25 protein-coding genes are annotated in these 23363 nt (G+C 68.1%); 7 read left to right on the plus strand and 18 right to left on the minus strand.

Annotated elements, in window-relative coordinates; all coding sequences use genetic code 11:
• Nucleotides 1-18: 18 nt before the first annotated feature.
• From AC0QDI_RS22890 to AC0QDI_RS22930, 9 genes are all read right to left on the minus strand, one after another.
• A complete protein-coding gene (locus AC0QDI_RS22890; protein WP_474672178.1) occupies nucleotides 19-264 on the minus strand; it encodes a DUF7861 family protein in 246 nt (81 codons plus the stop codon).
• 69 nt (nucleotides 265-333) lie between these two features.
• Nucleotides 334-1146 carry an ABC transporter permease gene (locus AC0QDI_RS22895; RefSeq protein ID WP_474672180.1) on the minus strand — a complete coding sequence of 271 codons (813 nt, stop codon included), beginning with the start codon at nucleotides 1144-1146 and terminating at the stop codon, nucleotides 334-336.
• Nucleotides 1143-2204, minus strand: coding sequence for an ABC transporter ATP-binding protein (locus AC0QDI_RS22900; protein ID WP_474672239.1), 1062 nt, complete (start codon nucleotides 2202-2204; stop codon nucleotides 1143-1145). Before AC0QDI_RS22900 ends, AC0QDI_RS22895 begins: the two co-directional genes overlap by 4 nt.
• A 234-nt stretch (nucleotides 2205-2438) precedes the next feature.
• Nucleotides 2439-3173, minus strand: coding sequence for a universal stress protein (locus AC0QDI_RS22905; RefSeq protein ID WP_474672182.1), 735 nt, complete (start codon nucleotides 3171-3173; stop codon nucleotides 2439-2441).
• On the minus strand, nucleotides 3170-4591 hold the full coding sequence (locus tag AC0QDI_RS22910; RefSeq protein WP_474672184.1) for an APC family permease: 1422 nt from the start codon (nucleotides 4589-4591) through the stop codon (nucleotides 3170-3172). Before AC0QDI_RS22910 ends, AC0QDI_RS22905 begins: the two co-directional genes overlap by 4 nt.
• A 105-nt stretch (nucleotides 4592-4696) precedes the next feature.
• On the minus strand, nucleotides 4697-5686 hold the full coding sequence (locus AC0QDI_RS22915; RefSeq protein ID WP_474672186.1) for a TIGR03560 family F420-dependent LLM class oxidoreductase: 990 nt from the start codon (nucleotides 5684-5686) through the stop codon (nucleotides 4697-4699).
• Entirely contained in the window at nucleotides 5683-7044 is a 1362-nt protein-coding gene (gene thiD, locus AC0QDI_RS22920; RefSeq protein WP_474672188.1) for a bifunctional hydroxymethylpyrimidine kinase/phosphomethylpyrimidine kinase, read from the minus strand. The genes AC0QDI_RS22915 and thiD overlap by 4 nt, the downstream gene beginning before the upstream one ends.
• Before the next feature lie 85 nt (nucleotides 7045-7129).
• Nucleotides 7130-7327 (minus strand): hypothetical protein, encoded by a 198-nt coding sequence (locus AC0QDI_RS22925; protein WP_474672190.1) that lies wholly within the window; start codon nucleotides 7325-7327, stop codon nucleotides 7130-7132.
• 127 nt (nucleotides 7328-7454) lie between these two features.
• Entirely contained in the window at nucleotides 7455-8483 is a 1029-nt protein-coding gene (locus AC0QDI_RS22930) for an AIR synthase family protein (protein WP_474672192.1), read from the minus strand.
• 348 nt (nucleotides 8484-8831) lie between these two features.
• On the opposite strand from AC0QDI_RS22930, the gene AC0QDI_RS22935 reads away from it, so the two are divergent.
• The 3 genes from AC0QDI_RS22935 to AC0QDI_RS22945 all read left to right on the plus strand — a co-directional run bounded on the left by AC0QDI_RS22935 (nucleotide 8832) and on the right by AC0QDI_RS22945 (nucleotide 11826).
• Nucleotides 8832-9935: a putative sulfate/molybdate transporter gene (locus AC0QDI_RS22935; protein WP_474672194.1), complete on the plus strand. Its 1104-nt coding sequence runs from the start codon at nucleotides 8832-8834 to the stop codon at nucleotides 9933-9935.
• A gap of 165 nt (nucleotides 9936-10100) precedes the next feature.
• Complete coding sequence (locus tag AC0QDI_RS22940; protein WP_474672196.1) at nucleotides 10101-10580, plus strand: DUF7384 family protein; 480 nt, start codon at nucleotides 10101-10103, stop codon at nucleotides 10578-10580.
• 112 nt (nucleotides 10581-10692) lie between these two features.
• Nucleotides 10693-11826: a guanosine monophosphate reductase gene (locus AC0QDI_RS22945; protein WP_474672198.1), complete on the plus strand. Its 1134-nt coding sequence runs from the start codon at nucleotides 10693-10695 to the stop codon at nucleotides 11824-11826.
• Between the two features lie 111 nt (nucleotides 11827-11937).
• Here AC0QDI_RS22945 and AC0QDI_RS22950 read toward each other — a convergent pair whose 3' ends face one another.
• The 3 genes from AC0QDI_RS22950 to AC0QDI_RS22960 all read right to left on the minus strand — a co-directional run bounded on the left by AC0QDI_RS22950 (nucleotide 11938) and on the right by AC0QDI_RS22960 (nucleotide 14195).
• Entirely contained in the window at nucleotides 11938-12861 is a 924-nt protein-coding gene (locus AC0QDI_RS22950; protein WP_474672200.1) for a universal stress protein, read from the minus strand.
• A gap of 60 nt (nucleotides 12862-12921) precedes the next feature.
• Nucleotides 12922-13473: an XTP/dITP diphosphatase gene (locus AC0QDI_RS22955; RefSeq protein WP_474672202.1), complete on the minus strand. Its 552-nt coding sequence runs from the start codon at nucleotides 13471-13473 to the stop codon at nucleotides 12922-12924.
• Nucleotides 13474-13541: 68 nt separating this feature from the next.
• A complete protein-coding gene (locus AC0QDI_RS22960) occupies nucleotides 13542-14195 on the minus strand; it encodes a helix-turn-helix domain-containing protein (protein WP_474672204.1) in 654 nt (217 codons plus the stop codon).
• 83 nt (nucleotides 14196-14278) lie between these two features.
• Here AC0QDI_RS22960 and AC0QDI_RS22965 point away from each other — a divergent pair, with 83 nt between their 5' ends.
• A complete protein-coding gene (locus AC0QDI_RS22965; RefSeq protein ID WP_474672206.1) occupies nucleotides 14279-15943 on the plus strand; it encodes an NADH-quinone oxidoreductase subunit D in 1665 nt (554 codons plus the stop codon).
• 37 nt (nucleotides 15944-15980) lie between these two features.
• Here AC0QDI_RS22965 and AC0QDI_RS22970 read toward each other — a convergent pair whose 3' ends face one another.
• The 4 genes from AC0QDI_RS22970 to AC0QDI_RS22985 form a co-directional block, all read right to left on the minus strand.
• Nucleotides 15981-16265: a DUF5808 domain-containing protein gene (locus AC0QDI_RS22970; RefSeq protein WP_474672208.1), complete on the minus strand. Its 285-nt coding sequence runs from the start codon at nucleotides 16263-16265 to the stop codon at nucleotides 15981-15983.
• 81 nt (nucleotides 16266-16346) lie between these two features.
• On the minus strand, nucleotides 16347-18170 hold the full coding sequence (locus AC0QDI_RS22975; protein WP_474672210.1) for a bifunctional N(6)-L-threonylcarbamoyladenine synthase/serine/threonine protein kinase: 1824 nt from the start codon (nucleotides 18168-18170) through the stop codon (nucleotides 16347-16349).
• Between the two features lie 123 nt (nucleotides 18171-18293).
• Nucleotides 18294-18428: a 30S ribosomal protein S27ae gene (locus tag AC0QDI_RS22980; RefSeq protein WP_098725639.1), complete on the minus strand. Its 135-nt coding sequence runs from the start codon at nucleotides 18426-18428 to the stop codon at nucleotides 18294-18296.
• Nucleotides 18429-18758 (minus strand): 30S ribosomal protein S24e, encoded by a 330-nt coding sequence (locus tag AC0QDI_RS22985; RefSeq protein WP_098725640.1) that lies wholly within the window; start codon nucleotides 18756-18758, stop codon nucleotides 18429-18431.
• 210 nt (nucleotides 18759-18968) lie between these two features.
• Here AC0QDI_RS22985 and AC0QDI_RS22990 point away from each other — a divergent pair, with 210 nt between their 5' ends.
• Both AC0QDI_RS22990 and AC0QDI_RS22995 read left to right on the plus strand, forming a co-directional pair.
• Complete coding sequence (locus AC0QDI_RS22990) at nucleotides 18969-20180, plus strand: outer membrane protein assembly factor BamB family protein (RefSeq protein WP_474672212.1); 1212 nt, start codon at nucleotides 18969-18971, stop codon at nucleotides 20178-20180.
• Nucleotides 20177-21067 (plus strand): hypothetical protein, encoded by an 891-nt coding sequence (locus AC0QDI_RS22995; protein ID WP_474672214.1) that lies wholly within the window; start codon nucleotides 20177-20179, stop codon nucleotides 21065-21067. The genes AC0QDI_RS22990 and AC0QDI_RS22995 overlap by 4 nt, the downstream gene beginning before the upstream one ends.
• Nucleotides 21068-21071: 4 nt before the next feature.
• Here AC0QDI_RS22995 and AC0QDI_RS23000 read toward each other — a convergent pair whose 3' ends face one another.
• On the minus strand, nucleotides 21072-22142 hold the full coding sequence (locus AC0QDI_RS23000) for a hypothetical protein (RefSeq protein ID WP_474672216.1): 1071 nt from the start codon (nucleotides 22140-22142) through the stop codon (nucleotides 21072-21074).
• A 19-nt stretch (nucleotides 22143-22161) separates the two neighbouring features.
• On the opposite strand from AC0QDI_RS23000, the gene AC0QDI_RS23005 reads away from it, so the two are divergent.
• Nucleotides 22162-22497: an ATP-binding protein gene (locus tag AC0QDI_RS23005; protein ID WP_474672241.1), complete on the plus strand. Its 336-nt coding sequence runs from the start codon at nucleotides 22162-22164 to the stop codon at nucleotides 22495-22497.
• Nucleotides 22498-22539: 42 nt separating this feature from the next.
• Here the strand turns inward: AC0QDI_RS23005 and AC0QDI_RS23010 are convergent, their stop codons facing one another.
• Nucleotides 22540-23256 carry a helix-turn-helix domain-containing protein gene (locus tag AC0QDI_RS23010; protein WP_474672218.1) on the minus strand — a complete coding sequence of 239 codons (717 nt, stop codon included), beginning with the start codon at nucleotides 23254-23256 and terminating at the stop codon, nucleotides 22540-22542.
• Nucleotides 23257-23363 lie beyond the last annotated feature (107 nt).

Genomic DNA, 23363 nt, shown 5'->3' on the forward strand with positions numbered 1-23363 from the left:
GAAGTCACCGAACGGGCGTCACCCGCCGCGTTTTCGGTACCAGACGCGGGCGCCGATCGGAGACTCGTCCGCCGCGGGGTCCAGTCTGCGCAGGACCAGATCCCGGATCGCGACCGTCACGACGAGTTCGATCACGTCCCCATCGTCTGTCGCCACCTCGAAGACGCAGCGGCCGTCCCGCTCGTCGATAGCCTCGATGGTCCCGACGGACCACCGCTCGAGGTCGTGAGTCGGCCGTCGTGCGTGGATCCTGTCGTGGGGCATACGAGAGTGAAGGCGCGCCGCGACGGTGAGTGTGGCGGGCCGGCAGTCGATCCGGTGCAGTTGGGGCCGTCAGTAGTCCCCGAGCACGCCGAGGCGTCTCGCCCGGCGGGTCGCGTACTGGAAGACCGCGTAGCCGAACGCGAAGTAGCCGACGGCGACCCCGAGCAGAATCGCGAGGTCGGCCGGCGGGAACTCCCAGAGCCGGACGCCGTCGATCATCGTCCGCTGGAGGAGCGCGCTGCCCTGGGCGAGCGGGAGCCATCGCAGCCAGCCCAGGTCGAACGCGGGTGCGGAGATCAGGACGATAAAGCCGAACTGGAGCAGGTTGAGCCAGTTACCGATCTGTTTGTAGAGGACGGTGACCCCGCCGGCCGCGAGCCCGAGACCGAGCACCGAGACGATGCTGAGCGTCGCGACGACGACGATCGTTCCCAGGTTCAACTCGAGGCCCGTCCCGGTGACGACGAGCATCACCGCGAGCAGTATCGTCGCGGTGACGAACGACCGGACGATCTTCGCGAGGCCTTTCAACAGCGCGACGGGTGCGAACCCGAACGGCGACATCACGTGTCGCTCGAGGGTCCCCCACTGCACTTCGCTCCCGATGTCGTTCGATATCGAGGAGTACGCGCCGACGGACAGCGACCACAGGAAGTAGCCGACGATGATCCCCTCGATCGAGTCGGTGAGCGCCTGCCCGGCGACCATCCGTCCACCGTAGAACAGCAGCCCGAAGAAGAACACCGAGATGACGAGCCCGCCGACGGCGTTCGCGGGATAGCGGACGAAGATCAGGTACTCGCGGTAGAGCACGGCCCGCGCGAGGTGCCGGTAGCCGGCCGGCCGCGGCGTCTCGACGGCGTCGGGCCCGTCCCCGATCATCGGACACCCCGGTCGGCCGTCGTCAGGTCGACGAAGACGTCCTCGAGGTCCGGTTCGACCGTCCGGACGCGCTCGAGCGTTACGTCGTTGCGCCGGAGGAGCGCCAGCAGCTCGTACAGGCCGTCGCTGTCGGTCGCGACCTCGATCCGAGGGCTGGGACCGTCAGACTCGACGCTCATCGCGTCGAACCGTCGTCGCAGGGTCGACACGACTGCGGCGTCGAGATCACCGCTCGTGATCCGAACGCGGTGTCGATCCGCGTCGGAGAGGAGCGCCTCGACCGTGTCGTCCGCGATGATCTCACCCTCGGACATGATGAGGACGCGGTCACAGACCGTCTCGACGACGTCCATGTCGTGGCTGCTGAGGACGACGGTGAGGGCTTCCTCCTCGGCGAGACGCCGCAGTTCCCGCTGGAGCGTCCGCGAACTCTCGACGTCCAGCCCCAGCGTGGGTTCGTCGAGAAAGACGACCGACGCGCCGCCGGCGAGGACGCTCGCCAGCGACACTTTCTGTTTCATCCCGCGGGACAGTTCGCGGACGGGAACGTCCGCTTTCTCCGAGAGACCGAGCTTCGCCAGCAGCCGGTCGTGGCGGTCGCGGACCGAGTTCGGGTCGACGCCGCTGATCGTGGCGAAGTATCGGAGGTTCTCGCGGACCGTCAGTCGCCAGTAATCGTTGCGCGCCCCCTCCAGCATCGCGTCGACGGAGCCGTACGCCTCCCGCGGCCGCTCGTAGAGGTCGACGCCACGGATGCGGACGGTTCCGGCGTCCGGGACGATCATGCCGAGAATCGATTTGATGAGCGTCGTCTTCCCGGCGCCGTTCGGTCCCAGCAGCCCCACGATCGATCCGGTCTCGACGTCGACGCTGACGTCGTTCACGGCGGTAACTGCCGCGTCTCCCTCACCGAACCGCTTGGACAGACCGGTCACCGAAACGGCGATATCGCGGTCGTCCGTCGCCGACGACTCGAGGCTGTCCGGGCGAGTGTCGGCGGCCGTGGTCCCTTCGTCGCGATCGGTAGCCGAGGCTGCGACGCTGTCGACGGAATCCACAGCTGGCCCCTCACCGACCGACGCCGTGGCCTCCTCACCGCTCGCGGTCCGACCGTTTTCTCGCGCGGTCACAGTGCTGTTTTAAGTACCCGAGCTACAAAAGCGGGAGGTCACTGCCGCGGGGGAGCCGAACGCGGGTCGTTCGTTCGCAGTCGGGCGGTAGGCGCGTCTCGAGCGTGCGACCAGCGCTCGCCGACGCCCCGGATCCGGTTTCCGAACTGCGAACCTCGGTTCTCAGGTGGCGTCCGACGGTCGATCATCACGTTCCACCGCGTCGTCACGTTCCTCGAAGCGTCGGACGACGAGCACCGGCCCGACCGATCCGGACGCGACGCGTTCGGCTTCTTCGCCGAAGATGAGCGAGCGGAGCGACGGTGCCCGTTCGCCCATGACGATGGCATCGTGGCCGGCCGCGGCATCGATGAGCGCCTCGAACGGCGGCTCGTCGACCGCGAGTTCGGTCGCGACGTCGATGCCGCGCTCGGAGAGGATCCCGGCGGCCGCCTCGAGCGATTCCCGGCCGCTCGCTTCGTCGTCGGTCGCGAGAAAGAGCGTGACGCCGATTTCGCGGTCGTCGATCAGTTCGGCGACGAACGTGCAGATCCGTTCGGTCGCGACGTCGCCCGTCAGCGTCACGAGGAGGCGGTCGACCGGGCCGGTTACGCCCGTGATGGCGTAGGCGTCCGCCGCCGTCTCCGCGGCGACCCGATCGATCGTTTGTTCTCGGTCGTGGGTGAACACGAGACGGTGATCGGCGCTCCCGCCGGCCGCCTCGAACTCGGTCACGAGGTCGTCGAGAGCGGCTGTCGCACGGTCTTCGTACTGGAGTCGCGCCTGGTCCGGCGGCGTCTGCTCGGGCAAAACGTGGTAACCGAGGACGGTCACGTCGATCGACTCGAGCAGCGTCGGCAGCCCGGCTGAGACCGATTCGCCCTCCAGTATCGCAAGCGGGACGAGGACTCGCGTCATTGGAGCACCCCCTTCAGGGTCACGTCGCGGGCGTAGTAGGCGTACCACCCCGCGGTTGCGATCATGATCGCGAGGCCGATGAGCTGTGATTCGCGTTGCATGAAGCCGATCAGGGCGAAACTGGCGAGCGCGCCGAGTATCGGGACGACGGGGTAGCCGGGGACCCGGAAGTCGGGGTCGTACCACTCCGGTTCGTTTCGGCGCAGGGCGAGCAGGGCCACGCAGATCAGCCCGTACATGACCAGGTGCAGGAAGGAGGCGACCTCCGCGAGCAGTTCCACGCGACCGGTCGCGACCAGCACGAGGATCGGCCCCCCGGCCATCCCCAACGCGACGTGTGGCGTGCCGTAGCGAAGGTTGATGTGGCTCGCTCGGCGCGGTAACAGCGCGTCCTTCGAAACGGCGTAGATGGCTCGAGAGGTGCTGAGAACCGACGCGTTGGCGCTCGACATCGTCGCGAGCAGCCCGCCGAAGACGATCGCGAACGCGCCAGCAGCGCCCAGATAGTGCCGACCGACTTCCACCATCGCCGTCTCGCCGAACTCCGAGAGCTGTTCGCTTCCGAACGCGCTCGTCGCGATGAAGATCGTCGCCACGTAGAGCACGCCGACGACGAGGACGGAGCCGACCATCGCCAGCGGCAGGTTCCGACCGGGATTTTTCATCTCCCCGGCGACGGTCGCCACCTGCGCGAAGCCGAGATACGAGGTGAAGACGAGCGCCGCCGTCGTCAGTACGGGAACCGTTCCGAACGGTGCGAACTGTTCGGGCGCGGACGGCTCGCCGACGAGTCCCACCGCGTCGAGTCCGCCGTACCCGAGGAAGCACACCAGAATCGACAGCAACAGCGCGACGATACCGTTTTGCAGCTTCGCCGCGTTTTCCGTCCCCGTGACGTTCAGTACGGTAAAGCCCGCGCCGAACAACAGCGCCAGCGGGATAACGAGCCCGTCGCCGACCGCAACGCCGAGTTCGGCGAGCGTATCGACGGCGTAGTAGCCGAAGCCGACGAGGTAAAACGCCGTCGCGAACACCAGCCCGAACCACAGCGAGAGGCCGACGACGGTCCCGGCGAGCGTGCCCAGCGCGCGGGAAATATAGTAGTAGCCGCCCCCGCTTTTCGGCATCGCCGTCGCGAGTTCGGAGGTCGGCAGCGCGACCAGCAACGCGACGAGCGCGCCGATGGCGAACGACGCCGCCGCCGCGGGACCGGCCTCTCCGGCCGCCAGCCCCGGAAAGACGAAAATGCCGGCACCGATCATCGTCCCGATCCCGATGGCGAGGCCGCCGGAGAGCCCGAGCGTCCGCTCGAGTTCGGCGTCGTCCGTGATCGTCGCCTCGTCGGTCTCGATCGTCGCCTCGAGCCGTGGCGACTCGCCCTCGACGTTGGTTCCACCAGTCGGCGACGTGTCACCCATAGCGGGAGAGAGTCCAGCTGGCCGTATATTTCTGCTGTTGAACGAGGGTCCAGATCGACGTTTCGGCCCCCAGCCGCCGACGCCCGGCGGCGGCCGGTTCCGCGGTCAATCAACGAGCTCGTCGGCTAACAATCGCAGGCTCTCGTCGTCCTCGCCGGCCGCGTCCGGAACCGCGAGCATGACCTCCTCGATCCCGACGTCGGCGTACGCCGCGAGTCGGTCGCGCACTTCCGCCGGCGTCCCCGTCGGAGCCGTCTCGAGGTACGCCGAGAGGAAGAACTCGCGGGGCTCGCTCGGCTCGTCGGGGAGCATCTCGTCGGCGAACGCCTCGCGCTTTTCGGTCGCCGCCTCGGTCGTCTCGTCGACGAAGACGAACAGTTCGGCGGATTTCCGGATCGCTTCGTACCGATTCTCGCTCTCGCAGTGCTCGCGCAGTACGTCGAGCTTCTCGGCGAAGCCCTCGGGCTCGAGCGTCCCGTAGTTCCAGCCGTCGGCGAGTTCGGCGGCGTATCGCAGCGTGAACTGTTCGCCGCCGCCGCCGATCCAGATCGGCGGGTGGGGATCCTGCACGGGCTGGGGCTCGCAGAAGGCGTCCTCGAGGTCGATCTCGAGGTGCTCGCCCCGGTGACTGTACGTCTCGTTCGTCCAGAGTCCCTGCAGGATCTCGACGGTCTCGGCGAGCCGGCGGAGCCGTTCGGCCGGCGGCTCCCGAAACTCGTAGCCGAAGCGGTCGTACTCGGCTTCGTACCAGCCCCCGCCCAGCCCCAGCTCGAGCCGGCCGTCGCTCACCCGATCGACCGTCGCCGCCATCTTCGCGAGCAGTGCCGGATGGCGGTAGGATTGGCTGGTCACGAGCGTCCCGAGTCGGACTCGGTCCGTCGCCTCGGCGACCGCGCTCAGCGTCGTCCAGCACTCGAGCGTGTTCCGGCGCGGATCGCCGATCCACGACTGGAAGTGATCCTCGAGCCAGACCGCGTCGTAGCCGAGCGATTCGGCCTCGAGCGCGGCGTCACGAACCGCGTCGATACCGGTGCCGTACTGCGGGAGGATGTAGCCGACCTCGAGGTCAGCGACGTCAAAATCGGTGGCGCTCATTCGGCCACCTCCCGATCGAGTGCCAGCGTCCGATCGGCGAGCGTCTCGGGGTCGGCGGCGACGAGTTTGACGAGCGCCTCCTTCCCGACCTCGCCGCGGTCGACGACGGCCGCGGGCGGTTCGTCGCGGTCCGTGAAGGCCTGCCGGGCACCCCATCCCATCGTGCGTCCTTCGGTTTCGCTGATTTCGTCCGGTTGCGCGTCGCGATCGTACTCGGCGACCGGCCACTCCAGGGACTCGAGCGCCGCCGCCACGTCCGCGTCGAACCGACAGTTCACTGCGAAACGCAGGTCGGGGACGAACTCCCGCGCCGAGAGGAGGAAGCGGGCGACGTGGCTCGAGGCGCCGAACCGGACCCCGCGGTTCGGCTGAACCCCTGATAGGGTTCGCGTGATGCGGCCCTCGACCGCGGCCGTTTCGGCGACGGACTCGGCGTACGGTGTCGCACCGACGACGTTCATCCCGACTTCGGGAACCAGCGCAGAGACGTCGGCGTCGACGAACCGGTCGACGATCGCTTGGACCTCCTCGGCGGTGGGTTCTCGAGCGGCCTCGTTTCGCAGCGTGACCGTGTGGTTGACCGCGCCGTGGCCCTCGCCGACGTCGTAGTAGTAGCGCACCGCACGGGCGAGGAAGTCGGTCGCGCCCGCCACCGCGGGCTCGAGGGCCTCCCCCTTCGCGAGGCGGGCTGCGATCGCGGCGGCGAGCGCGCAGCCGGAGCCGTGGGTCGCGTCGGTGCCGACGCGGGGGTGTTCGAACGCTCGAGCGCCGTCGGCCGTGACGAGCACGTCCTGCACCCGCTCGCCGGGGACGTGGCCGCCCTTGACGAGGACCGCATCGACGCCCGTCTCGAGGATCGCGTCGCCGGCCTCGCGAGCCGTTTCCTCGTCGACCACGGCGACGTCGGTCAGCACCTCGGCCTCGTCGGCGTTGGGCGTCGCCAGCGTCGCCTCGCCGAGGAGGTCTCCGTAGGCGCGTTCGGCTTCGGGCTCGAGCAGGCGATCGCCGGATGTCGCGACCATCACGGGATCGACCACGAGCGGGAAATCGAACTCGCTCGCGCGGTCGGCGACGGTTCGAACGACGTCCGCCGTCGCGAGCATCCCCGTCTTCGCCGCGCCGACGGCGAAGTCGTCTGTGACGGCCTCGAGTTGGGCCTCGACCTCCTCGAGCGGGAGGACGTGTGAGGACGCGACGCCGCGGGTGTTCTGGGCGGTGACGGCGGTGATCGCCGAGGTACCGAAGACGCCGTGGGCGGCCATCGTCGCGAGGTCGGCCTGAATCCCCGCGCCGCCGCCAGAGTCGCTGCCCGCGATCGTCAGCGCGATCGGTCGGCTCTCGGGTGCTGGTGTTCGCATACGGAACCGTATTCCCGGGTTATACTAAGCGATGATGGTCAGCGAAGCTGAGAATCGTCCTCGCGCTGGCGCGGCGCGTCGGGATTCAGTCGGTGGCGGGAACGAAGAAACCCTGTTCGTGTTCGATCACACCGGCGTCGTGAAGCGCAGAAATCGCCTGACTGACATCGTTCTCGCTGTAATCGTGTTCGTCCGAAATCGTCTGTCTGAGCGATTTGTGGGTGTGTCGCTCCCGCTCGAGTTCGTCGATGATCGCCGCTCGCAGGCGTTCGGAATCAGACATCGGTCTCGGTATCGCTAGTACCCCGACACGGGTAGCGTTTGCCCGACCGCCGTCTCACTGACGATCCGGCGGTCGTCTCCGCTCGCGGCGGTCGAGCGCGAACCGCCGACCTGCCCTTCGAATCGCGCTACTCGGTCGTCTCCGCGGCGAGCGCGGCGTACGCGTCCCACGACGGATCGGCGTTCGGATGCTCGAGTCGGTCCCCGTCCACGAGCACCTCGCTGCCCTCGTCCCCCGCGGCTTCGACGCGGCCGATTTCGGCGACTGGAGTGCCCCGGGCCTCGAGCGCCGCACGCACCGCATCGACGCCGTCGGGGTCGACCGCGAGCAGGAGCGAACCGCAACTGGTCGCGGCCCAGGGATCGAACTCGAGGTGGTCGCACACCTCGCGGACGCCGGGTCGCATCGGGACGGCCGCGCGGTCGACCGCGAACCGAACGCCGGCCCCGTCCGCCATCTCGTTGCACGCGCCGGCGAGCCCGCCTTCGGTCACGTCGTGCATCGCCCGCACCGGTCCCGCGGCGGCCGCTGTGAGGGCGTCGCGAACGGAGAAGACCTCCTCGAGTCGATCCTGCGCGGACGCGATTACGTCGACCGGAAGCTCGAGCCGATCGCCGAAGAGCGTACTCAACAGGCCGACCGACTCGACGGCGGGGCCGTTCGTCAGGAGGAGCCGATCGCCGGGACGGGCGCCGTCGGGGCGGACGATTTCGTCGTGATCGCCGACGCCCATCGCTGTCGCAGCGCCGACCCACGGGTGGGAGACGTCCGCGTATCGCGCCGTATGCCCCGTCACGACTGAAACGCCGAGATCGACGCACTCGGCGTGGATCGTCTCCCAGACCGTCGCGAACTCGTCGTCGGTCATTCCCTCTGGAAGCGTGAAACAGACCGAGAGATGCGACGGCGCGACGCCGCTGACTGCCACGTCCGCGAGCACGAGGTCGAGTGCGAACCGCGCCGCTCGCTCGAGGCCGAGTGCGGGCAGGATCGATAGCGGATCGGTGGCGGTGACCAGCGCCCGATCGCCGATATCGAGGACGCCGAAGTCGACGCCGTGGGTCGGACCGACGGCGACGTCGTCGCGGTCGGCACCGAGGTTCGGTGCGACGTGGCGATCGAAGAACGCGCGATCGATTTTTCCGAGGTCGCTCACGGGTGAACGGTTCCGGTCGGTCATCTTATCCGTAGTGATTCGTCGCCGCAATCGCTACCGGGCGCGGGTCACGACCGCGGGGCTCGAGGCCACCGCTCTGTGGCAGAACCCTAGCGAACACGTGCGGTAACAGTACTGTAACCTACTAGTGAAGCAAGAGTGACTATCACGATCCCGTTCCGGTTTAGAGGACGTATGAAATCAACGGACGTATCACCTCCGTCCCGTCGGGTAACTGACGACGGGGATCGCCCGCTACGTAACTGCGTTCAGTTATCGACGCCGGAGAGAGAAACGACAATCGGTTTCTGGAAAGGGTAAAGTCCACGTCTCGATTACCGGGTGTAGATGGCGTACCCGTTGGGATCTCGGCGTGACCCTGACCTCGAGTTCTCCGCGAGCGAACTCGCGGGTGCGCTAGGAGATTCGATTACGGTGTTGCCGCTGCTCGTGGCGCTGGGAGCGACGACGAGCGTCTCGCTGCCCCACGTATTTCTCGGCTTCGGCCTCTTTCAGATCGTCTGGGGCGTCTACTACGGGATGCCCCTCTCGGTCGAGCCGATGAAGGCGCTGGTCGGCCTGGCGATCGTCGGCGCGCTGTCGTCCGCCGAACTGGCCGCCGCCGGATTGCTCGCCGGCGGCGTCCTGCTCGCGGTCGGGCGACTCGGCCTCGTCGGGCGGCTCCAGCGGGTCGTCGGAGAGCCGGTCATCCGCGGCGTCCAGTTCGCCGTGGCACTCCTCCTGTTCGAGGCGGCCGTCGACCTCTCGATCGGGAACCTGCCGGTCGCGGCCGGCGGGATCGCCGTCGTCGGCCTGCTCGCGCTCGTCGGCTACCGAAGAGCGAGCGTGCTGGTCGTCCTCGGCCTCGGCGGGGTCGTCGCCGTCGCGACGGCGGGCGTCCCGACACCGACGGTTCCGACCCTCGCAGTCTTTCCCGCCGGCTCGCCGTCGTTCAGCGCGGCGGCGCTCGAGGGGACCGTCGCCCAACTCGGCATGACGGTCGGGAACGCGGCCATCGCCACCGCGCTGCTCTGCGGTGATCTCTACGACCGGGAGATCTCGGCGGACGCGCTCTCGAGCAGTATGGGCGTCACCTGCCTCGCGGCGATCCCGCTGGGCGGCGTCCCGATGTGTCACGGCAGCGGCGGGCTCGCCGGGAAGCACGCATTCGGCGCGCGAACCGGCGGCGCGAACGTCCTCCTCGGGGTCGGCTACCTCGCGCTCGCCCTGGTCGCCGCCGGCGCCCTCCTCGCCGCCTTCCCGATGGCGATCCTCGGCGTGTTGCTCGTCGTCGTCGCACTCGAGCTGGCTCGAGCGGCGTTCGCGCCCGTCGACGATCTCCGGTCGCTCGCGCTCGTCGCGGGGGTCGGGGTCGTCGGCCTCGCGGGCAACGTCGGCGTCGCGTTCGTCCTCGGAACCGTCGCGTTCTGGCTGCTCTCACGACGATCGTAAGCGACGCGAGCGATCGTGACCCGCGAGCCGGACGAGCTTTCATCCCGCGCCCCCAATCGCCGGTGATGCCACCGAGCTGGGCCGACCTGTTCGAGCGGGGAGCGGCGTACGACGGCGACCTCGAGGAAATTCGAACCGAACTCGAGTCGCTCCGGGAGGAGAGCGATGCCTGAGCGCGACGAACCGAACCCCGCCCGCGTCGTCGCGGACGCCGACGTGCTCGCGGCGGATCTCCTCCTCGGCGGCGACGCGCGCGAGGCGCTGGATCACGTCCGCCGTCACTCGTGGGTCGAACTGGTCGCGAGCGACCCGCTGCTCGCGCGGACCGAACGGCTCGTGGCGAACCTCGCCGATCCCGACCTCGCCGCCGATCACCGGGACCGACTCGAGGCCGAGCGCGTCTCGGTCGACCAGCCCGAGGGGGACCACCCCGCGCTGGCCTCGGCCTATCAAGGCGAGGCGGCGCACCTCCTTTCCTCCGACGAGCGACTTCGATCGGCGAAAGCCGGGCTCACCCTCCAGCCGCGGGTGTCCGTCAGCGTCCGTCCGCCGGACGCGTTCGCTCGCCTCTTCGATCCCGCGAGCCTGTACGAGGCCGTCGAGGGCGGCGAGTACCCGGGGCCGGATCGGGATCCTCGAGCGTAGTCGCGAGAGGGCTCCGATCCGCGCTCGCCAGAAACCCCTGTGAGCGGGTTCGCGCGGCCTGAGAGAATGCCGTGAGCCTTATCCGATACGAGCCCGGAATACTGGGGGGGTAATGAACGATCTACGCACGGGGTTAAGCTACGGGGACGTGCTCCTCGTCCCGAACCGCTCGCCGGTCGACAGCCGCAGCGACGTCGACCTCTCGACGCAGTTTACGCCGAGCATCGAGTTGGAGACGCCGCTGGTCGCCGCCGCGATGGACACCGTCACGGAGTCCGAACTGGCGATCGAACTCTCTCGAGCCGGCGGACTCGGCGTCTTGCACCGATTTCTCACGGCCGACGAGCAGTCGACGCAGGTCGAAGCAGTGAAAGCCGCCGACGAACGGGTGGCCGCCGCGGTGGGGATCAACGAAGACTACGTCGACCGCAGCGCCGCGCTCGTCGAGGCGGGCGTCGACGCGCTCGTGGTCGACGTGGCCCACGGTCACCTCGAGCGGACGCTCGAGGCCGTCGAAACGCTCCGGGAGGAGTTCCCGACGACGGACCTCGTCGCCGGCAACGTCGCGACGCCGGAGAGCGTCGCGGATCTGGCGGCCGCCGGCGCGGATTGCGTGAAAGTCGGCATCGGTCCCGGCTCCCACTGTACCACGCGGAAAGTTGCGGGTGCCGGCGTTCCGCAACTGACCGCCGTCGACGACTGCGCGACCGCGGCCGAGGACCTGGACGTGACGATCTGTGCGGACGGCGGGATCCGCACGTCGGGCGACGCGGTGACGGCGCTCATGGCCGGGGCCGACACCGTCATGGTGGGAAGCCTCTTCGCCGGCAGCGCGGAAGCGCCCGGCGCGGTGGTCGAGGTCGACGGCACGCGGTACAAGCGCTCGCGGGGAATGGCGACCACCACCGCCGCCGAAAAGCGCGACGACAAGGAGAGCGACGTCCGCGCGGACGAGGGCGTCGAGGCGCTGACGCCGTACAAGGGTCCGGTCGCAGACGTCGTCGCGGAGTTCCGCGCCGGCATCCAGTCGGGCCTCTCCTACTGCGGCGGTCACACGATCCCGGCAGCCCGAGAGAAGGCGGAGTTCATCCGCGTCGCCCCCAGCGCGAAAGCCCGCGAGGGGTACCACGCGGATCACGACTGGGAGGGCGTTAGCGTCGATAGCGAGGCGAACGTGCTCGACGGCCGGGCGAACGACGGCGACGAATCGCGGGTCGGGGACACGAGCGCGGTCAACGACGATTGAGACGGTCTGCCGTACCGATGTACCGGTGCGACCGCAGGACGGTTCGCGGTCGCGCCGGACCTGACTGACAGCAGTCCGTGTGAACGCGGCCCCGACGACGGCCCCGGTCGTTCACTCGTTTCTCTCGACCGCAGCCGGGGAGTCCGACCGTGTCACGACCAGCACCGGGACGTCGACCGTTCGGAGCACGGTCGCGGTGACGCTGCCCAGTAGCTGCCGCCGGAGATTCGACCGGCCGTGTGACCCCATGACGACGATATCGATGTCGTGCTCGGCGACGTACTCGCGAATTCCGGCGGCGACGCCGTCGAACGATGTCGTTCGAACGACATCGGTTTCGAGGGTGAGGTCGGCGTCTCCCCCCTCGATCACGTCCGCGAGTTCCTCGACGGCCGCCGTCCCCTGCGCCTCGAGCCGTTCGACGAACGATTTCTCGAGGCCGCCGGCGTTGAACGCGCCGCCCGCCGCCTGCAGGTCGACGACGCTCAGCACCCGGACGGTCGCGCCGTACCGCCGTGCGATCGCGGCTCCGTGGGGAGCGGCCGCGGCGGCGTTCTCGCTTCCGTCTGTCGGTACGAGAACCCGATCGTAGTCGAACGCGCCCTCGACCGATCGATCCCCCGCCGGAACGACTAGGACGGGCACGTCGCTCCGCTGGAGAACTCCTTCCGTGACGCCGCCGAGGAGGCGCTTCCCGAGGCCCGTGAGTCCCTGTTTACCGATGACGATCAGGCTCGCGTCGCGGTCAGCCGCGCGTTCGGCGATGCGAATCGCGGGCGTTCCCTCCGTCAGCGTCGTCGTCACGGGCCGGTCGTCGGCCGACGCGAGGGCTTCGATCTCCGCGAGGATCTGCTCCCCGCGCTCTCGTAGCTGCGCCGTCTCGTCGTCCGTCCTCGCGAGCCGACGCGATCGCCGCTCGACGACGTGGACGACGTCGACGGCCGCATCGAACGTTCGGGCGAGCTCGATGCCGCGTTTTGCGGCCCGTTCGGCCTCCTCGCTGCCGTCGACGGGGATCAGGATACGATCGTACATCGTTTCGCCGTTCGGCATCCGTTCCCTTCAGTATACTGACGACGAGGCAACGTTCGACGGTCACTCGTCGCGTCCGGCGTACCACTCCGCGAATTCCGCCAGCGCGCGACCGCGATGCGAGATCGCGTTCTTCTCCTCGGTGCTCATCTCGGCCATCGTCTGGCCGTTGTACTCGACGATCGGATCGTAGCCGAATCCGCCCTCGCCGCGGGGTGCGACGAGCGTGCCGGCGACCGACCCCGCGAACGTCTCGGTTCCGTTTCGGTCGGCGTAGGCGAGCACCGTCCGGAACTGCGCGCGGCGGTTCTCCTCCTCGCTGGCGAGCCGCCAGAGTCGCTCGACGCCGACGGTGTCCTCGACGTACGCCGAGTACGGTCCCGGGAACCCGCCCAGCGCATCGACGAACAGCCCCGTGTCGTCGACGATCACCGGTTCGTCGCTTCCGAGCGCCTCGAACGTCTCGCGGGCTCCGGACGTTGCGATCTCCTCGAGCGAATCGCTCTGGACCTCGGTGTAGTCGTACTCGATCTGTTCGACGGGTTCGACTCCCTCGAGGTACTCACGTGCCTCGCGGACCTTCCCCTCGTTGCCGGTGACGAATCGAATGGCCATGTTCGAGCGACGTTCCGGGGACGGCAAAGCGTCGTCGGTTGCGTCCAGATGCGGAACCGCCGCGTCGCCTATAGTTCGAGGCTTTCCAGTACGGCCGATTCGGCTTTCCGGAGGTGTTCGGCGGCCGTCCCGGGGGCACAGTCGAGTTCCGCGGCGACGTCCTCGACGCTCGCCGATCGCGGGACGTCGAAGTATCCGACGTCGCGAGCGACCCGCAACGCCTCGCGCTGGCGCGCGGTCAACGCTCCAACCGCGGCGTCGCCGCCGTCGTACTCGCCGACGCGGTCGACGCTCGTCTCGATGCCTTCGGGAATCTCCTCGAGCGCACGGCGGAGGTCGGCCGGTTCGCCGACGACCGAAAAGCGGACCGTCCAGTCGGACCGGTACTCGAGAGGCGGTAAGGCGACGAGGCTTCCCCGGGTGAACGTCTCGAGCAGCCTGCCGTCCACGTCTTCGGGCACGTCGCGCACGTAGACGGTAAACGACCGGTCGCCGGTCCGCGTGAGTTCGTAGTCGCTCACCCGCCCGGTTCCCTCGAGGGCGGCCTCGTAGACATCGGGGTCGCCGACGACGTGAAAGATGAAGGCGTTGTCGCCGTCGCGGCCGGTGAAGTTCCCGTGAACCATTCGGTAGGCGTCGAACGCGTCGCTGTCGGCGACGAACCGGTGCATCGGATGGATCGTCTCTGCGTCGTACCGGAGGGTAAGCCGAACGGTCTTCACGACCCGTCGTTCCGGTCCGCGTATATAAATAGCCTAGCGGCTGTCGCAGCACCGATTCGGCCGGACCGTGCGAACGGCCGTCCATGTCACCGCGTTCGACGCTCGAGTCCGAACCGTCCGTGGGAGAGTCGAAAGGGGCGCGCGACCTCGAGGGGCTGCTCGACGAGGCCGTCCTCGCTCGCGACGACCACCTGAACGCGCCGAGCGTCGTGATCCGGCCGGACGAGGTGCGGGGAGTGCTCGCGACGCTTCGCGACGAGGCCGGGTTCGATCACTGTTCCTGCGTCACTGCCCAAGAGTACCCCGATCGGTTCGAGACGATATACCACCTGAAATCCTACGACGATCCGACTCGGGAGGTGAGCGTCGTCGTCCCGACGCCGATCGACGAACCGGTTAGCGAGTCGGCTGAGCCCGTCTTCCGGACCGCCGACTGGCACGAGCGCGAAGCGTTCGACCTCGTCGGCATCGAGTACGACGGCCATCCCGACCTCCGGCGCATTCTGTTGCCCGAGACGTGGCAGGGCCACCCGCTCTCGCGGTCCTCCGATCAGGAGAAATCGCAGATCGTGACCCTTTCCGAGCACGCGAATCCGCTCGCGGACGACGAACGCGACGCCGCCACGGACACGATGTTCCTCAACATCGGCCCGCATCACCCGTCGACCCACGGCGTCATGCACGTGAAAGCGGTGTTGGACGGCGAGACGGTCGCCGACGTCGATCCCGACATCGGCTACATCCACCGTTGCGAGGAGCAGCTGTGCCAGAACGGGACATATCGCCACCAGATCATGCCCTATCCCGACCGCTGGGATTGGATGTCTGGGCTGTGCAACGAGTGGGCCTACGCCCGCGCCGCCGAGGATCTGGCGGCCCTCGAGGTCCCGGAATACGCGCAGATCATTCGGACGATGGGGGCCGAACTCTCGCGGCTGGCCTCCCACTTCATCTCGCTTGGCACCTACGCGCTGGACGTCTTCGGCGAGTTCACCGCCACCTTCCAGTACGCCATCCGCGACCGCGAACTCGTGCTCGAACTCCTCGAGGACCTGACGGGCCAGCGGATGATGTACAACTACTTCCGACTGGGCGGGGTCGCCTGGGACCTGCCCGAACCCCGCGAGGAGTTCATCGCGGAAACGCGGGACTTCCTGGACGGCCTTCCGGCCAAGGTCGACGAGTACCACGACCTAGTGGTCACCAACGAAATCTTTCAGCGGCGCTGTATCGACACCGGCGTTCTGGAGCCCGAGACGGCCAAAGAGTACGGCTGTACCGGGCCGGTCGCCCGCGCCTCCGGGATCGATTACGACCTCCGGCGCGACGATCCGTACGGCTACTACGACCGCCTCGAGTGGGACGTCATCACGGAACCCGACGGCGACAACTACAGCCGCCTCCTCGTCCGAATGCGCGAGGTCGAGGAGTCGGCGAAGCTTATCGCGCAGTGCCTCGACCTGCTCGAGGGCTGGCCCGAAGACGAGCGCACGGTCCAGAGCAACGTTCCGCGGACGCTCAAACCGGACTCGGGTACCGAGACCTACCGCGCCGTCGAGGGTGCGAAGGGCGAACTCGGGATCTACGTTCGCGCGGACGGCTCCGACACGCCGGCCCGGTTCAAGATCCGTAGCCCCTGTTTCTCGAACCTCTCCGTGCTCCCCGAAATCGCGCAGGGGGAGTACATCCCGGACCTCGTCGCCGCGATCGGTAGCCTCGACTGTATCATGGGCGAAGTCGATCGCTGACCAAAAAGGACTCGCGAGAAATCGACGCGAGCGACGTTCAGTCGTCCGTATCGTCGACGATGACTTCGACGGGTTCGTCCGCGCGGTCCTCGCTCTCCTCGGACGAGCCGCTCTCCTGTTGCCACAGGAGGCCGCCGGCGACGAGCACGACGACCCACGAGCGCCAGTTGGCGAGGTTCAAGGTGTAGCCGACGCCGAAGGGTTTCTCCACGAGCATCCCTTCGCCGGGTTGCCAGTACGACGAGAGCATGCGGCCGATGCTCGGTCGTTCGAAGTTGTACGGTACCCCGAGAATCTCACCGGAAGTCGGCTTCTCTGCCATGACGGGTGATACGTCCTCCCCTATTAAGAGTATTGTGTGCTGCGACGATCGGTGCGAGCGGGCGACTGTGATCCCGCGCCGTTAGGCATCCGACTGGTACCGGCCGCGTCCCTCGACGTCTCGGAGGCGCTCGAGCACGCGTTCCTCGCCGATCTCGCGATACCCGTCCCGGACCGCCTCGCGGAGCGGCTCCGGGTCGGCGGCGGTGCCGACGAGACTCTGATCGAAGACGTGCAGGTCCATCGCGTAGTCCTCGACGTGATCGGTGTGATAGCCGAGGCCGAAGTCGATGAGGAAGGTCCGCTCGGCGTCGCGCTCGCGGCCGTCGGCCGCTCGCTCGTCCGGTGGGCCGTCGCGTCGCGCGCGCCCCACCCTGACGTTCCGCGTCGTCGGGTCGCCGTGGACGAACCCCGCCCGGTGTAGTCTCGCGAGGTGGCGACCGACGTCGCGGACCCGCTCTGGAGTCAGCCCCTCCCGGAGGTCCCGGTCGCCGACGTACTCGAGTTCCAGTCGCGCCTCGAGGGGATCGACGTCGGAGAGGACCGGCGTCGGAACGCCCTCGCGGCGGGCCAGGCTGGTCAGCCGGGCCTCGAGCGTCGTCCGCTCGCGGCGGAGCCGATCGTCGAGCTCGGGGTGGCGGTAGGTCTTGGCCTCGCGGCGTTTGGTTACGTGGCCAGCCTCGGGTTCGATGTCCACCACGGCTTCGGCACCGCGAACTTGAGTCTCGGCCGCCGCGCCCGAACCGCGCCCGGCCGCCAGTTCGGGCTCGTCGGATCGCTCACGGTTCGCTCCGCTCGCCGTTCGCCGTTCCGAGGCAGTCGTTTCACTCCTGCCTCGCTGCTCGCGGTTCCTCCCGTCACCGCTCGCAGTTCCGAGGCCCTCGCTTCGCTCGGTCCTCGCGCGCCACGTCACGGGAATCTGATCCGGGCGGAAGTCCGGGTCGACGCGCGAGTCCTCGAGCGCGAGCGTGTCCCCCGCGTCGTACATCTTCGCGCCGAGGACGGCGATCATCCCCGCGTTGTCCCGCAGGAATCGGGGCTCGGGCGCGTGAAACTCGGCACCGCGCTGGGCGCACATCTCCTCGAGCATCTCGCGCAGGCGGGCGTTCTGGCCGACGCCGCCGCCGAGGACGAGTTCGTCGCTGCCGGTCAGCGACAGGGCGCGCTCCGAGACCTCGGTCAGCATGCCGAAGACGTTCTCCTGGAGGGAGTAGCAGACGTCCTCGACCGGCGTCCCCGCGTCGGCGGCCTGCTTCGCGGCGCTCATGATCCCCGAAAAGGAGAAGTCCATTCCCTTGACGACGTAGGGGAGGTCGACGTATTCGCCCTCCGTCGCGGCCGCCTCGACTTTCGGCCCGCCCGGATGGGACCAGCCGACGTGGCGCGTGAACTTGTCGATCGCGTTGCCGACGCCGGTGTCCATCGTCTCGCCGAGGACGCGATAGCGCCCGTTCCGGTAGGACAGCAGGTGCGCGTTCGCGCCGCTCGCGTTGAGACACACCGGCGAGTCGAAGCCGGACGTGTGGCGACCGATCTCGAGGTGAGCCACCATGTGGTTGACGCCGATCAGGGGTACCTCGAGCGCCTGACTCAGCGCTCGAGCCGCGGTTCCCACGATGCGCAGACAGGGACCGAGACCGGGGCCGCGGGAGAAGGCGACCGCGTCTATGGGTGGATCCGCCGTCGGACCGTCGTGAGTCTCGCGGGCGTGCTCGAGCGCCCGTTCGACGACGCGCGGAATCGCGTCGTGCATGTGTTCGGCCGCTTCGCGGGGGTGAATGCCGCCGCTCTCGGGCTGATAGGCGTCGGTCTCGATGAAGACGTCGTCGGTCTCGGCGTCGAAGACCGCCGCGCTGGCGGCCCAGGCGGTGCCTTCGATCCCGAGGATGCGGACGGTATCAGTCACGGCTGAAAAGCGGCTGGGTGCCGCGTTCGAGTCATCGGTCTCTCGGGTCGGTCGCCCGCTCGCGGGTCGTTGCACTCCCCGCTCGCGTTTCGATGCGCCTCGCTGACGCTCGGCACATCGCAGTTACTCCCACTCGGTGTAGCTGCACTTCCCGCAGTGCTTCCGATCGCCGTGGTTGGCGAGGAAGACGTCGCCGCAACGGGGGCACAGTTCGCCCTCGGTGGACCCGTCGTCGCCGTAGAGGTCGTAGTGTGCCATTTAGGCTTCCTCCGGTTCGGCTTCGGCGTCGGCGTCGGCTTCCGCGTCGTCCGCGCCGATCTTGTTGCGCTCGAGCATGTGGTCTTGCTCGACATCGCGGGCGTAGTCGGCCGTCTCGTAGACCTTCGCCTGTCCGACGGTCTTTCGCATCCCGAACTTGGTGTCGAGTTTGCGGATGACGACTTCGCCGGCGTCCTTGTTCAGTTTCGCCGCGAGGCTGTCCCGAACCTGCAGTCGCTCGGGCGTCGCGTCCTCGTGGGAGAGTTCGAAAGTCACGTCAGTTCGATGCAACATGGGGTTCTCCGTTTCGGAGATGATGTCGACGTCCATGATATCACTCAGTTACCCTACTATCCCCGTGTAGCGCCTAAAAGGATTTCGAAGCGCCCACCCGTATGCCGGTGACTGGATCGATTTACACCGTCGGCGCTCGAGTGAAACGCGGACGCCCGCCGACGAACACGGCATCGTCACGGGCCACACTCGAAGAGCGTCAGTATACGAACACATTTCACGCGGCGGACGAATACGTCGAACGGAATGCCCTCCAGACGACAGACGCTCGCAGGAGCGGGGCTCGCCGCGGCCGGTCTCGTCGTCGGGTCCACCGTCACGGCCGACCGATCGACGTCGGCGACGCTCGACTGGCCGATGGCGCGCTACGACGCCGCCGGAACCGGCTACAATCCCGAAGCCAGGGGGCCCAAAGACGATCCGACCGTCGCGTGGTCCGGGGAACTCGAGTCGACCGGCGGCTACGAGATCGATCAGCCCGTCGTCGTCGACGGGACGGTGTACGCCGGCAACGACGAACTGATCGCACTCGACGCCGCTACCGGCGACGTTCGGTTCTCGTACGGCAGCTACAGCGGCGCGTCCCGCTCGAGTCCCGCGTGCGCGTCCACGTCGATCTATCGCACGAAGACGCTGGCGATCGGTTCCCCCGGCGGAATCGTCGGACTGAACGCCGGCGGCGGCCACGCCCTGTTCGGACTCCGATTCGGCGAGGAGCGCTGGCTGGGGCCGGGCGAGGCACCGAACTCGTCGTTTTTCGGGGCGTCGGCGGCTCCGTCGCCGATCGCACTTGATGACACGGTGTACGCTGCGGTTCCCGGAACCGGCGATCTCGTCGCGCTCGAGGCGGACAACGGCAGCGAACGGTGGCGCAAACGAATCGAGGACGAAGCGGAGTACAGCACCACGCTGACCCGACCGGCGGTCCGGGACGGGACCGTTTTCGTCACCGGATGGCCGTATCAGGTCCGGGCGTTCGACGCCGAGACGGGGGAGGAACGCTGGGACGACGAACACGACGAACAGATGGTCCGTCCGCCGACCGCGACCGAAGGTGGCGTCGTCGTTCCGACTCGAACCGGCGTCACGGCCTATGAAGCCGATGGCGGCGACGTTCGCTGGACGCGGAACCTCGACGGTAACGCGACCGAGAGTGCCGCCGCCGTCTCCGAGGGCCGCGTGTTCGTCACGGACGGCACCGAGTCGCTGTACGCGCTCGACCTCGAGACCGGCGACGACGAGTGGTCCGTGTCGTTCTCTCGCGCGGAAACGCCGGTCGTCGCCGACGGCGTCGTCTACCTCTCGAGAGGGATAGAGCTCGTCGCGTTCGACGCCGAAACGGGCGAGGAGCGCTTCGCTCACGGGGCGGAACGGTACTTCTCCCCGCCCGCGGTCGGGGACGGCGTGCTCTACGTCGTCGACGGCGACCGGGTACTCGCCCTCGAGGAGGGAGCGTGAACGACGAGCCGTTCGAACCGGGGTCGGAACCCGCGAAGGGTGACGGGTCCGGTGGCACCGAGTCGCGTGAGACGGATCCGCGTCCGACCGGGGGATCGAGTCCGCCACGCCCGGGCGGTGGCGATCGTTCGGACGACGGCCGATCACTCTCTCCGTTTTCGCTTGCTCTCGAGCGGCTCCGACGGGACCCGGGGCTCCTGCTCCCGTTTCTCGTCGCCGGCGTCTGCCTCGCAGCACTCGACCGGGTTCGACGCTTCGACCCGCTTCCGACGAGACCGGCGGTGCAAAACGGCACGTCGATCACCGTCGCGTACACCGGCTATCCGACCGGAGCCCCGGAGACGGCGCGGGCGCTCGAGTCGCTGGTCGATCTGCAACTCCCCTACCTCGTCTGGGGGATCGGTCTCGAGGCCGTCGCAGTCCTCGTCGTCGCGGCCGCGGGGACGGTAACGATCGCTCGCGCGCTGCCCGAGGACCGCGGAGGGACGACTGGCCGGAAGCTGCTGGCGTACGGCGGGCTCGTCGTCCTCTTCGACGGAGCGTTCCGAGTCCTCGGCTCGTTCGTCGACGGCGATGTCGGCCTCGTCTTCGGACTTGTGTTGCTCGTCCCCCTCTTCGCCGTCTTCGTCCGCCTGTTCGCCGCGCCCGCGGCCGTCGTCACCGGTTCGGGGCCGGTGACCGCACTCCGTCAGAGCGTACCTGCGACCCGGGGTCGCGGCTGGACGATCCTCGCGCTCGTTATCGGGTTCGGTCTCGCGGCGTGGCTCCTCGGACGCGTTCCGCGAGCGGGGACGGTCGTCAGCACCGCTCTCGTCGGCTCGTTGCACGCCGTCACGGTCGCCGCCCTCTGGGAGGGAGCCGTCGAAGAACGCGGCCGCAGCGACTGACGGCTCACGGCAGCGCGACCAGTCCGCGCGGCGTCCGATCCGCCAGCCCGTCGGGCCAGTCGACCCCCACTCGATCCCACGAGTCGCCGAAGTCTCCGGTCAGAAAGAGTCCGCGATTGTTCACCGCGAAGACGACGCCCGGTTCGCCGGCGGTCGCGAACACCGTTCGGACGACGCCCTCGCCGGTCGGTAGGCCGCGCCCCTCGAGCCGTTCCCAGGGCGAATCGGCGCCGTCCCTTCGATAGACGTGCGAAGCCGCTCGGCTCGCGGTGTGGGCCGTCGACGCGCCGCCGGCGCTCGAGAGCACGACGCGGTCGGGATCGCCGGGATCGGGGACGACCGACCAGCAATACCGGTGCTCGAGGCCCGCCTGCGGTCGCCGCCACGATTCGCCGCCGTCGTCGCTCTCGGCGTAGCCGTCGCCGGCCGCGGCGTAGAGTCGCCCCTCGCGGTCGGGGTGGGTCGCGAGGCTGTGATTGTCCCGCCGAGAACCGGCGGGCCGTTCGCGCCACGTGTCGCCGCCGTCGGGGGTGTAGACGAACGCGCCGGCCTCGATCCCCACGTAGAGGCGGTCGGGATCGAACGGATCGACCTCGAGCCAGCGCACGTGATGGGTGTCCGGCCGCGGCGGGAAATACCACTTGTCGGCCGAGGGGAGGTCGACCAGGCCCGAAAGACGGGTCCAAGAGTCGCCGCCGTCGCGCGACCTGTAGACGCGGCTCGGTTCGGTGCCGGCGTAGACGACCTGCGGATCGTGCGGACTGACCGTCACTGCCATCACTGGATCGCTCGGTCGGTCGGCAGTCCCGCTGCCCTCGTCTCCGTGAGCTCCCGCTGGCCCCTCGGCCGCGAATTCGGTCTCGAGGCGAGCGAACGTCTCGCCGCCGTCAGCGCTTCGGAACAGGCCGTCGTCGAACGTCCCGACGACGGAGCGAGCCGGTGCGTCGGGGGCTGCCGCGACACACTCGAGGCGGCTCCCCTCGAGTCGCGTCGTCGTGCCCCACGTTTCGGACTCGGTTCCGTCGCTCGTGCAGACGAGCAGTCGATCTCGGAGCGCAGCGAGGACCAGTACCATACTGGAGGTACCGGAGTGAATCGGATATACTGTCGGGTACGCGTCATTCGAGACGAGTGACGCCGGACCGACCGTCGAAATCGCCGTCCGGACCGTCGAGTCCGACGACTCGTCGCGACTCGAGTTCACGGTAACCGACGACGGGCCGGGAATTCCGGCGACCGAACGGCGGACGATCCTCGACGACCGAGAAACGCCGCTGGAACACGGCTCCGGACTCGGGCTGTGGCTCGTCACCACGACAGGTGGCGAACTCTCCTTCGCTGATCCCCCACGGGGCGGAGCGACGGTTCGACTCTCGTTCCCGATCGCGAGGGATGCGACGACGGATCCGTCACCGATGCAGCGGCAGTGATCGATCGCGCGTACACGTCGCAGAAAGCGACGGCACGAGCGGTCATCGAGTCGGACCGGTCGGCGTCGGATCGGGTTCCGGCTCCGTCTCCATCCCGGTGGTGTCCCCGATGAGCGTCGACATGAGTCGGGCTTCGATCCGGCGGAGGTGCTGTCCGACGGTTCCCGCAGAACAGTCGAGTCGGACCGCGATGTCCTCGTAGGTCACCTGTCGGGGCTCTTCGTAGTACCCCTCCTCGACCGCGACGCGCAACACTTCCCGCTGGCGGTCCGTGAGCTCGGTGAACGGCCGCTCGTCGGACGGATCGTACGTTCCGAGGCGCTCGATTTCGACGTCGGCGAGCGACCGAGTTTCCTCGATGACACGACGCAGCGCTTCCTCGCGACCGATCTCCGAGACGCGAAGACACCGATTCTCCGGCCCCGTGTACTCGAGCGGGTAGTCCAGCAACACGGCGTGTCGGCTATGGATCGCGAGCAACTCCAGCGTGAGGTCGCTGGGTCGATAGTGCAACTGCAGGATCGTCGTCTCGCCGGCGTCGGTGAGCTGATAGTCGACGACCGCCGGCCCGGTCTCCGCGAGCGTGCGTTCGACGGCCGCCCTGTCCCCCCGAACCATTTTTTGCGTGATGATCGTTTCATCATCGAGCTGATCGATGTTTCGGATGGATTCGAACGTGACCCCCCGCTCGCGGAGACGCTCCGCGCCTCGATCGAAGTACCCCCGCGGTGGTGTGATAACGTATGTCACGTATCGCATGACTTCCGATTACAAGATTCTCATAGAAAACAGTTACGACCGTTTATTGGTTAATTAAATAACAGAATTATGTATCGTAAAATAGTCTCCGACGGAAACGGTGGTAA

This window comes from Natrinema sp. LJW11 (assembly GCF_056135975.1).